General features: G+C 51.2%; 15 protein-coding genes. All 15 read left to right on the plus strand.

What is annotated here, in order from left to right:
- The coding region (locus ACURWW_RS16980; RefSeq protein WP_445618338.1) for a hypothetical protein at positions 1-487 on the plus strand (487 nt) is incomplete at its 5' end.
- A 121-nt stretch (positions 488-608) separates the two neighbouring features.
- Positions 609-977 (plus strand): hypothetical protein, encoded by a 369-nt coding sequence (locus ACURWW_RS16985; RefSeq protein WP_445618339.1) that lies wholly within the window; start codon positions 609-611, stop codon positions 975-977.
- 464 nt (positions 978-1441) lie between these two features.
- On the plus strand, positions 1442-1843 hold the full coding sequence (locus ACURWW_RS16990) for a YciI family protein (RefSeq protein ID WP_458618516.1): 402 nt from the start codon (positions 1442-1444) through the stop codon (positions 1841-1843).
- 79 nt (positions 1844-1922) lie between these two features.
- Entirely contained in the window at positions 1923-2231 is a 309-nt protein-coding gene (locus ACURWW_RS16995; protein WP_445618341.1) for a putative quinol monooxygenase, read from the plus strand.
- Positions 2232-2347: 116 nt separating this feature from the next.
- Complete coding sequence (locus ACURWW_RS17000; protein ID WP_445618342.1) at positions 2348-2782, plus strand: GFA family protein; 435 nt, start codon at positions 2348-2350, stop codon at positions 2780-2782.
- A gap of 293 nt (positions 2783-3075) precedes the next feature.
- Entirely contained in the window at positions 3076-3519 is a 444-nt protein-coding gene (locus ACURWW_RS17005; protein WP_445618343.1) for a hypothetical protein, read from the plus strand.
- Between the two features lie 13 nt (positions 3520-3532).
- Entirely contained in the window at positions 3533-3781 is a 249-nt protein-coding gene (locus ACURWW_RS17010; RefSeq protein WP_445618344.1) for a GNAT family N-acetyltransferase, read from the plus strand.
- 87 nt (positions 3782-3868) lie between these two features.
- Positions 3869-4955, plus strand: a protein-coding gene (locus tag ACURWW_RS17015) for an IS3 family transposase (RefSeq protein WP_445618345.1) whose coding sequence is annotated in 2 segments (ribosomal slippage) — positions 3869-4122 and positions 4121-4955 — 1089 coding nt in all. Because the reading frame shifts where the segments join, the coding sequence is not laid out codon by codon here.
- A gap of 172 nt (positions 4956-5127) precedes the next feature.
- Positions 5128-5442 carry an antibiotic biosynthesis monooxygenase family protein gene (locus ACURWW_RS17020; RefSeq protein ID WP_445618346.1) on the plus strand — a complete coding sequence of 105 codons (315 nt, stop codon included), beginning with the start codon at positions 5128-5130 and terminating at the stop codon, positions 5440-5442.
- A 72-nt stretch (positions 5443-5514) separates the two neighbouring features.
- Positions 5515-5922 carry a GNAT family N-acetyltransferase gene (locus ACURWW_RS17025; protein WP_458618517.1) on the plus strand — a complete coding sequence of 136 codons (408 nt, stop codon included), beginning with the start codon at positions 5515-5517 and terminating at the stop codon, positions 5920-5922.
- Between the two features lie 250 nt (positions 5923-6172).
- Positions 6173-6991, plus strand: coding sequence for a hypothetical protein (locus ACURWW_RS17030; RefSeq protein ID WP_445618348.1), 819 nt, complete (start codon positions 6173-6175; stop codon positions 6989-6991).
- A 127-nt stretch (positions 6992-7118) separates the two neighbouring features.
- Positions 7119-7475, plus strand: a complete 357-nt coding sequence (locus ACURWW_RS17035) for a hypothetical protein (protein WP_445618349.1) — start codon at positions 7119-7121, stop codon at positions 7473-7475.
- A gap of 92 nt (positions 7476-7567) precedes the next feature.
- Positions 7568-8074, plus strand: coding sequence for a T6SS effector amidase Tae4 family protein (locus ACURWW_RS17040; RefSeq protein WP_445618350.1), 507 nt, complete (start codon positions 7568-7570; stop codon positions 8072-8074).
- 641 nt (positions 8075-8715) lie between these two features.
- A complete protein-coding gene (locus ACURWW_RS17045) occupies positions 8716-9885 on the plus strand; it encodes an acyltransferase family protein (RefSeq protein WP_458618518.1) in 1170 nt (389 codons plus the stop codon).
- A gap of 209 nt (positions 9886-10094) precedes the next feature.
- Positions 10095-10868, plus strand: a 774-nt coding sequence (locus ACURWW_RS17050) for a tetratricopeptide repeat protein (RefSeq protein WP_445618352.1), incomplete at its 3' end; no start/stop codon positions are given.

The raw sequence follows: 10868 nt of genomic DNA on the forward strand, positions 1-10868 counted from the left end.
CGGGCTTGAGCACGTAGGGGAATTATCTTCAATTGAACAGTATTGTGCTTTGCCGCGGAGCGGCTTCGTTCAACAAGTGGGTGAAGCTGACCGGTACTACGCTGCGCTCCGTCCCGGCAGCTTACCCAAGGCGTTATGTGCAAAAACTATGAACGAAGATATTAAGCTGTCTGCACAAAGAGCATTACTCGGTTGCGTTACTGGCGGATTGCGTGCAGTTTCAGTAGAGCTATCCAACCAAACGATCAGGTGGCGCTGCGTATTTGGTTCTGAGATCGCGAAAAATTCACAATGGGAAATATTGTCGGAGGCTGCCGCAGAGGTTATAGCAGACTTTCCAGAGCCGATGAAAATTGAAGAAGAATATTTGGTGGTTAAGTTCCGAGACTCAGAGAAAGACAAACCAAATGAAATTCCCCATTTGGAGCATGTTGTATTTTTAAGGTGCGAGCGTGAAAGTTACCCAGAGCTGGCAGTCAGCACATAACAAGTTGCTGCACACCGACACATACTGCTCCGCTCGTTTTTGTGTGTCGCTACGCTCCATCTTACACAAAAACGCTCTCCGCAGTATGTGCGGGTGAGCAAGACGTTAACGAGACGTTGTTATGGAGTTTCAGGTAGGCCCAATCAGTTTGGCCAGGCAGGTCTTCTTGATCAGTTGGGCGCTTACACCGTTAGCCTACTCGATGATGGTAGGTCTGATTGGCAAGGGAAGCATCGGGACTAAACTAAAGCATATGTGTCTTAGCAGCATTGCTGTTTACATATGGCTTGCCCTGGTTTTTATCTTGTACATTTTTGTAGTTCCTGTGCTTTGGAGCTTGGAAGGGATATTACCCGAAGTCATTTTAATGTTCTTTGTAGATCCAAATGGCCTGTTTAGTAAGCTCTTGAATGTTTGTATGTCCGGTCTAGCTATCGCAGGCGTGGCATACCTACCATTTTATCTCAAGCGTAAACTCTTACAGGTGTAGAATCGTTAACGAACAATGGCAGCAGGCCCAGGCAAGCAGCGACCCTGAAAAGCAGACCGCCATTTGCTTGGCCCGCTGCTTTGGGCCATTTTCGATGAATATCTGGGCATAAGAGCCTAAGAACATCTCTGCGCCGACGGAACATGCCAAGATGCATTTTGGCTCTGTGTCGAGAATGGAGTTCGGAAAGATCGTCACCAAAAGTACGGCAAAGCTTGGCGTTAACTGGATCAAGCCGCCATGTATTTCCTGGTGCGGTGAGCGAAACACAGCCAGGTGTCACCATATCTGTATCTGCTACAAAGGGAGAACTGGAAACGTTTCCCTGCATCGCGGATATTGCATGGCTCCTCTCCCATCCGACGAGTGGTGGCGTCGGGCGAGCTGTCGATTTCTGATCCTGTCATTCGATTAGAGGTAGGGCAGTACGGGACACACCGGGTTTCAGTCGGTGGAACCGCCCAATGCTCCAGAACCAATTCACCACCACAGGAGAGAGGACTATGCGGTACATGATGTTCATCAAACATCCCAGTGACTACGGCGATACAGAGGCGCCGCCCGAGCTCTACGAGGCGATGGGGGCGTTTGTGGAGGAGCAGACAAAGAGCGGGGTGTTCGTCGATGGTGCAGGTCTACAACCGCTCGCCAAAGGCACTCGCGTTCGTCTTGCCAACGGGAAGATCGACGTCACGGACGGACCGTTCACGGAGACCAAGGAAGTGGTTGGCGGCTACGCCCTGATCGAGGCGAACACGCACGCCGACGCCGTCGCACTGGCGAGGCAGTTCATGGAGCTGCATCGTATTCATTGGCCGGAGTTCGAAGGCGAATCCGAGCTCCGTCCGCTCGAAGAGCCGGCGTAACACGGGCTGGAGCCGACGCCGCTTGCGGCACGGCTCAGCAAGGCACGTTAGGCCTTTTTCACATAAACGCGAGGTTCCCATGACAACTTTTGCAGTAATCGTTAAGCACCAGACCCAGCCTGGGAGGCGAGATGAAGTCCGTAAGGTCTGGGAGAAGCATATGGCACCAGACATAGCTGCCAATCCTGGACATACCGCGTACTTTTATTGCTTTGATAATTCTGATCCAGACTCAATTAGCGCTTTCCAGGAGTACTCCAACTTGGAAGCATCACAGGAGTTCCTAAAGTCCGACAGCTATGCGGCGTATCTCAAGGATGTCGAGCCACTATTGGCTGGCCCACCGCAAGTAACAACACTGACTCCGGTGTGGTCCAAAGGGGCCTAATGGAACTGGCCTATGGCCCCGCTTGGGGCATTGGACGTCCAGACAGAAGAGCTTCTACATATATGTTCGCGGCCAGCCCTCCGTGAGGCTGAATGAGATAGGGTAGGAGGTGCATCATGAGGAAAGAACAGACATACACTGGCAGCTGCTTCTGCGGTGCAGTTCAGTTAACGGTCTCTGGCGATCCCACCGCCATGGGCTATTGCCACTGTGAATCGTGCCGGCACTGGTCAGCCGGGCCAGTGAATGCGTTCACTCTGTGGAAACCTGAGTCAGTGGTAATCACTGAGGGTGCCGACAATATCGGGACATACGCGAAGACTTCCAAAAGCCATCGTAGATGGTGCAAAACGTGCGGAGGGCATGTTCTAACTGAGCACCCTGCGATGGGCTTAACCGATGTGTATGCTGCGGTAATACCTAGCTTTCCATTTAAAGCTGAAGTTCATGTGCATTACCAGGATGCGGTGTTGCGTATCCACGATGGCATCACGAAGTTGAAAGATGTGCCTGAGGAGATGGGTGGCTCCGGCGAGAGTATGGCTGAGTAGCATCGAGAGACTGGAGCATTGGGGTCGCCAACAAAGCCATGAAATCGACGCCGCAAAGCGGCGCGGTATTTGGCTGGCGTTATCCAATATGACCGAAGACATCACGATACGTGTATTTCGATCGTCCAGGAAGGCCACGCACAGCGACTGCTTGTCCGTTGCGACTTCGCCTTCACTACAAAGCCGCGCGTGCTGGCGACATTGCATGACTGCAAACCATCCTGACTAAAGGTAGCCTGCAAACAAGAAAGAGGTAAGGTTGACCTTGCACTGGTTCAGAGGTGCTCAACAGGATGAGTAAAACAAGAAAGCGCTATCTCGCACGTCTGCCTTACCTGCCACTATGGGTAGAGACCCGCGACTTGCTATTGGGGGAGGATTCCAAGCTGATCGAGAACGCGACTCGGGACGGCTTCGTGGTCTGGAGCCCGGCGGATGGCACGGGTTCGGTAGTGGGTGAGCCGGAATCCTATGCCCTTGCACTGGCCGCGCGCGACGTGCCGGAGCTACTCGCTTTTACGGACAATATCGACAGCGTCCGGGCCCTACTGCCGGATTTTTACGCGGAGCATGCCGCCATCTTTTCCGCGCCCGAACAGCTGCCCTCCGCACCGCCCCATCGATGCCGAGAGATCAGCCTGAGCGAGATCGTCGCGCAGGGTCATCTGCCCGATGAACTATCGAGTGAGCTGTTCCACGTGGCGGAAGATGGGGTGACAGTCGTGGCTTCCTTTTGACGACGTTCTCCCGGTGGCTTTTGCCTATGTGGCGTCGGAGACGGAATCGCTATGGGATGTATCCATTGATACGATTCAGAGCCATCGTCGTCGGGGGTATGCGGCGGCCGCCGTGCTTTATCTAATGCGAAAGATGAGGGCAGAAGGCAAATCCGCCGTATGGGGAGCGTTGGAGAGCAATCGAGCATCAGCGAGCTTAGCGCGTCGGTTGGGGTTTGTTGAGAACGACGGGCTATGGGTTCTGACGCGAAGCGTCACCTAGCACCGGCTGCAGCGGACGGTAATCCCCCTAAAAACCACAGGAGCCAAAAGTAGAATTTTCTCGTAAACTGTACGCAGGAGATTCTGCATGAAAAAATCCAAATATTCAGACAGCCAGATTATGGCTATCCTCAAGCAAGCCGAGGCCGGCACGCCGGTACCAGAGCTTTGTCGTGAGCACGGCATGAGCTCGGCGACGTTCTACAAATGGCGGGCCAAGTACGGCGGTATGGACGCTTCCATGATGGCCCGTCTCAAGGAGCTGGAGGACGAGAACCGGCGCCTCAAAAAGATGTATGCCGAGGAGCGCCTGAAAGCCGAAATGGTCCAGGAAACCATGAAAAAAAGTGGTAAGGCCATCTCAACGCCGGGAGATGGCCAGATCAGCAGTTGTTCAGTATGCGGTCAGCATCCGTCTGGCCTATTCAGCATTCGGGATCAGCGAAAGCTGCTACCGCTACGAAGCAAAGCTGTCGAGCGAGAATGCCCTAATCGCCGACTGGCTGATTCGACTGACTCACAATCAGCGAAACTGGGGCTTCGGGCTTTGTTTCCTGTACCTGCGCAACGTCAAGGGCTTCGGCTGGAACCATAAGCGGGTTTACCGCATATACCGGGAGCTGGAGCTTAATCTGCGCATCAAGCCTAAAAAGCGGTTAATCTGGGAGAAGCCTGAGCCACTTGCCGTGCCAGCGGCCATCAACTGTTGCTGGTCCATGGACTTCATGCACGATCAGTTGGAGGATGGCCGAAGTTATCGCCTGTTCAATGTCATCGACGTCTACAACCGGGAAGGGCTGGCGATCGAGGTGGACTTCTCACTGCCCGCGACCCGGGTGATCCGAGCTCTGGATCAGATCATTGAGGGGCGAGGCAAACCGCAGCAATTGCGCTGTGATAATGGGCCAGAATACATCAGCAGCCAATTGGCGCAATGTGCCGAAAAGAACGGGATTGACTTGCTGTTTATTCAGCCTGGCAAACCGCAGCAAAACGCTTACGTCGAGCGCTACAACCGGACCGTGCGCTACGATTGGCTGGGTCAGTACCTGTTCAGTAGCATAAGTGAAGTTCAGGACCATGCAACACGATGGCTCTGGACGTATAACCACGAGCGCCCCAATACGGCGATTGGCGGTATCACGCCAAAGCAAAAAGTGGCCATGGCTGCTTAACTAAACCTCTATTTTTAGCTTCGACCAAAAATGGGGGGATTACCGAGCGCGCGGCGACCCAATCAGATCGGACCATCGATATCACCTGCCTCTGGGTCGAGCAGTGGCTTTTCTTTGCGGCTTCGCCGCCACGACCAGGGATCGCGTGCTTTGAATGAACACGGAGGAATTCATGCCCCTTGTCCAAACACCTAAACCGCCCTATTACGCAGTTATATTCAGCTCCAGGCGCACGTCCGGCGATAACGGATACGGCGAGATGGCCGACCGGATGGTTGAACTCGCGAGCCAACAACCGGGGTTTCTCGGCATTGAATCGGCCCGGGAAGAGACTGGGATTACCGTCTCCTACTGGAGCGACCTGGAGTCAATTCGACACTGGAAGGCGAATGCCCAGCACCGGGAGGCGCAACGACTGGGGCGAGACCAGTGGTATTCCGAGTTCCGGGTGCGCATTGCCAGGGTAGAACGGGAGTATGGAATCTAATCCGCACTGCTGCCGGTTTTTGGCGATATTGGCGCGGGCCGACGCCCGCCGAGCCGCAAGGATGCGCCTGTGATGGTTGAGTACAAGGTTAATTGTGTGATAAGCCCGGAGCAGTTCATTGACGTGCTGAACCGGTCCACCCTTGCCGAACGGCGCCCGGTTGACGATCGGGAGTGTATCGAGGGTATGCTCAGGCACGCCAACCTGACTGTGACTGCCTGGAAGGCAGAGAGGCTCATTGGCCTGGCCCGCTCCGTCACTGACTTCCATTATGCCTGCTATCTTTCCGATCTCGCCGTAGACGTCGCCTACCAGCGCGCCGGTATCGGTCGGGCGCTTATCCAGCGCACGCAACGAGAGTTGGGTGCACGCTGCAAGATCAGACTCATCAGCGCGCCCGCGGCGATGGATTACTACCCGAAGCTGGGATTCGTTCGGAACCAGCAGTGTTGGGAGCTGGCGCCGTCTGACAGCAGCTGACACAGTTGAGCCGAGGGTGTAGTGCCCCCGATGGGATACTTACCCTGATGCCGTGCGCTCAAATACATGTCGGGACCCCGACAGACCGAGGTCAAGCGAATTCGACATCCAGGAATCGCGTTTTGCCAAGCAGTTGATTCTTCGGGCAATATCCAGCTAATGTGCCGACGTGGAAGGGGATACACCGCCGTCCGCGTTATTGCAATATCACCGACGGCGGTCTTATCACTGTTAAAGGTCAAAGGAAGCTATGAGTAATATCTTAGAGATTGATCTAGACAAAAAAATGGAAATAACAATAAGCAACGAGAACCCTGTTTCGTTAAAGGATTTATCGCTTTCGCTTCTTTCGTTCAACCATCAGTTCCATAAGTTTGTCGAATCCGAAACCGATCGAGAAACTGACATTGGGTCGGAGCTTCTGATCAAAGAGGTTCGTAAAGGGTCAATCGTAATCGAGTTGGTTTCACAAGCGGCGCCGATCGTGCCTTTGCTTTGGGAGGGAGGGACCTTGTCTCAATGGTCAGGCGTCGTTCAGGGCGTGTGCAACTGGCTTTTGGGGAAAGTTGAGTCCCCGCCAAAGGAGGTAACGAAGCAGGATCTCCTTGAATGGAACAAATTTGTTGAGCCTGTAGCAAAAGACCATGGCTCTCAAATGAATATCAACGTTTCTGATGGCGGAACAGTCATCAATAATTTCACAATCAACTCTACAGAAGCTAACGCTATACAAAACGAAATAAGCCGAAAAGTAGAGCAGTTGGATTCCCCTGAAGATCACGTGCACAGGCGGAAGGTTATGTACTGGTATCAAGCAAAATTTGATCCCCAGTCAGAAACAGGTAATCGGGCAATTATTGACGACCTTTCAGCGAAAAGCATGAAGGTAATCTTTGAAAACAATGCGGTGAAAGAGGCCATGCTTCATCCACCAGAAAAGTTCAAAAAGCAATGGCATGAGTTAGCGTATGTTGTAGACGTTGAAGTTGAAACAGTTAGAGGAGTGCCAAAAATGTATAAAGTTTTGCAGTATTACCCTGAATACACGTTCGACCCAGAAGAAGAATAGCCTTTAACAAACGGCTGCACCGGACAAATTTCCGCTGTCACCTTTTTTTGCAAAAGCACGCAAAAAAGCACGCCATCAAAAATTTGCTCGTTGAGCCGGGCGTTATGTGCACGGATAGGTCAGCGCATTGAATAACTTAAGACTAACAATCGTCTGGATATTTGCTATTTTGGTTTTTCATTTCAGCGGATTTCTTGGAGTCTTTTTCTGGTTTGGGGGCCTGCTTATCATTCCGGCCATCGCAATGCTGTTGCAGTATCGCTATTTAACCGGCGGCGAACTCTCTAGGATATTTTTGGCTGCATTGCCTTGGTTCCTCTATGCAATATCTGGTCTAGTCGCGATTCGATCCATAGAGCTAGAAGGCGCCCAAGCTGCGAACCAGTCATTTTATTCAGCGTCACTGTATTCTGCAATTGTTGGCATCATTGTTCTAGGTTTTTGGGGTGCTTACAAAAAGTATGGAAATGAATGTCAGCAGTAAGCACATAACAAATAAGGATATGTTGCGCTTGCCGTAACATATCTGATTGTTATGCACGACACCGGATCCACGACGATTAGGAGAGCAATACTATGGAGTTCGAAAAGCTGTGGAAACACTTCCCTCGGTCGGAAGACATCAGGCAAAGGTGCACGAACAAACAAAAAGACAGTAACAAGGCTTTCAGCGACTACTGTGCAATCAATCTCAGCGAGTGCTTTATACGATCAGGGATAGACCTTAGCTTAATCCGGGCAAAGCGGTGTTGGTCTCATTCAGGCAAAAAACATATTCTTTTGGCAGAAGAGTTTGCCCAAGGAATGCGAACAACCACGCTCTCTGGCTTTTCTCCCATGAAGAAAGTGGAGCCGGGTTCATTTCAGAGTGCGCTGAAAGGGAAGATGGGCGTCGTCTTCTTCAAGGACTACTGGCAGCGCGGCAGTGAGACATTCCATAACAGGAGCGGCGATCACATCGACCTATGGAACAAAGATGAGATTACGAGTAGCGGGATGATTATAAGATCCGTCTACGAGTTTTTCGGGGTAGTTTCCGACCTGAATAAAAGCAAGGAAATCTGGTTTTGGGAGGTCCTATGAAGGCTGCCATTTCTACTTTTGCGCTCGCTCTGATCGGCTGTTGTATAAACTTTGGCATATTCATTTATGCCTATAGAGCGTTGGCTTTCCCCTACCTCCACGAGTCGCAGCGCGTGGAGAACGCTCCGGCTATATTCACTTGGGTGCTGCTTGGGTTCCTTGTTGGTGGCACCGCCATAGCATTGATAGCGCGTCTATTCTTCAGACCAAGACCCAATGCATAACAATCCGCTGCTGCCGGAACATTTTTCCGCTACGCTTCAAAATGTCCGCAGAGCGCGGCGATATGCGATCAGGCTCATGAAGAACTTTTCCTACTTTTGTTGCTACCGCTGCAAAGTTCGGCGCAATCCGGTATGAGCGGTGATATGAAGGATGCATTTACTACTTTCATATCTGATCCTAAAGGGGAATAAGGGGACAGATTTATTTTGCACTGGTTTAGAGGCCCTCAAGAGGCAGATAATGAATCTGTCCCCTGCCAGTCCTCTTTGCCATAAATGCCTGTTCACAAAGCCATTAGATTCGTTACGGCTGCAAAACAACCGCAGCCTCCACCGGAGCGCCTACGCTTCGCTTCGGCTATGGTTGACGTTAGGCAAGCCACCCGGTAAGCCCAATGGCTCCGCTAGGGGATAATGATGTTAATAAACAACGATGCCGACGCGACAAGAGATTCGACGCTGGATGGTCTACGAGGAATGGCGGTAATCGCGGTGATACTTTTCCATAGCTCCATCTTAGGGCCAAATCAAGCTGAATCCTCAATCTCGAAGCTGTTACTGGTTCTACTTGACCTCGGCTGGGCTGGTGTGGATCTCTTCTTCGTTCTGTCAGGCTTTTTGATTACCAGAATAGTATTGGCTGCCCGCACCAGAAAAGGCTGGTTGAAATCGTTCTTTATCAAGCGCGTATTCAGAATCCTGCCCATGTATTTCTTGTTTGTTACTCTGCTTTTACTATTGAGCTACACGATATTTAAACACAGGGCCGACTTTGTATTCATAAGAGAGCAGCAAGCCTATTTTTGGTTTATGTTGCAGAATTTCCTGCCTCTCATGAATATGAATTGGCCTCCTTCCCTTTTTCATAGCGGCCATCTATGGACGCTGGCTGTCGAATGGCAGTTTTATATGATCTGGCCATTCCTCGCCGGTTGGCTTTCTCACAGAGCGCTCACCATATCTTGTATCGTCGTCATAATAGTAGCTCTTGCCTCCCGCTTGGTTCTTTCAGGACTTGAGGCGCATATTGCCTTCATCTACACGCTTACGTTCAGCCGTATGGATAGCCTTGCGATTGGGGCACTAGTCGCTTTGGCTTTGCAATCTAGCATTGATAACACGACGCTACGAAAGCTGTCGAACGTGTTAGTTTTCACCGGCGTTGGCTTTTTCTTGGTCACGATGTACCTCTATGGTCGTATCTCATACCATCTTCCAATAATGTACACCATCGGGTATACCTTGCTTGCGGCATTCTTCGCTGGCCTCCTTCTCAAGGTGATCGTGGCCAATGAAAAAGGTATGTTGAGATCAATGTTTAGTAGCCAATGCCTCACAGCAGTGGGCAAGTACAGCTATGCCATGTACATAATTCATTTACCCCTAATGAGCTCATTCGGCAACTTCCTAATGAGGTTCATCGGAAAAGAATTTTACGCCCAGCTAATATACTTGCCCGTCCTTTTCATAGCGACGCTATCAATTGCGTGGCTTACATGGAGAACCATAGAAGCACCAGCGCTTTTGTACGCTCGGAAGCGAGCGATTTCGTCCAGTCCGGTCCCCTCGAAGGCGCCCACGCTATGAAGCACAGAAATCGTCAACCCATGCCTATAAACCCAATTTTGTCCGACACAGTAAGCATCGACCTAAAACAACAGGCCTCAACGCGCTTGCTGTGCGGAAAATTGGGGCGTTACGTGTCTCACAAAAAGGCGCGTTCCAAAAGGTTAGTCGCGCTTATCGCGAAATCAAAGGTTTAGGGCGGCAGGCTTTTGCGAATGGAGATTCGAAAGATGAAGAAGTTGGCTATTTGCAGTATTGCCATCTTATTAGTTGGCTGTGCAAGCGAGTACACGGCCCTAAACGCCTCGTGGCTAGATGGAGGTAACAAGACTACACAGATGTCCAATGTGGCTATCGGACGTTCGCCCATATCCGGCCAAGTAAAAGATCCAGCTGAGTACTACAGCGATCGTGTCAACGCACTAATGTTGGTCCGACAAGAGGACTGGTCCCAAGCCCTTCCACTGTTGGAACAGTTGACCACTCAATATCAGGACGACGGTGCTACTTGGTATTTACTGGGCTTAGCTTACCTCCAAGACCAAAGGTGGGAAGCAGCAATTGCCTGTCTAACACGCACACTAGAGCTCGGCACGGTGCTTCACAATATCCCTACAGGTTCTTCTCCTTCAAATGACATCATGATCAAAATTGCTGGTTCCTACTCACGGCTAGGTGACAAAGATGCAGCCATCGAGTGGGTTTGGAGGGCACTACAAGCCCGCTACGATGAACGTCCAAGGCTCACCGGAAATCATCCATTTCTCGGCAGGTATGGAGAATTCGAAGCAATCGAAACTTCAAAGGCATTTCAGCGAGTAGCAGGGTCGTACCGTAACGAAAATCTTAGCCGTGATGATGCTTGGAAGGAGGATCTGAAATTTTTAGTGAGCGAAGTCAGTCGCTTACACGTGAATCTATATCACACTATCCAGCGTCAACTATCGTGGCCGGTTCAGCGTCAATTAACTTGGCCGGTTGATGCTGAACCTATGATCCCTTCT

Source organism: Gilvimarinus sp. F26214L (assembly GCF_054401055.1).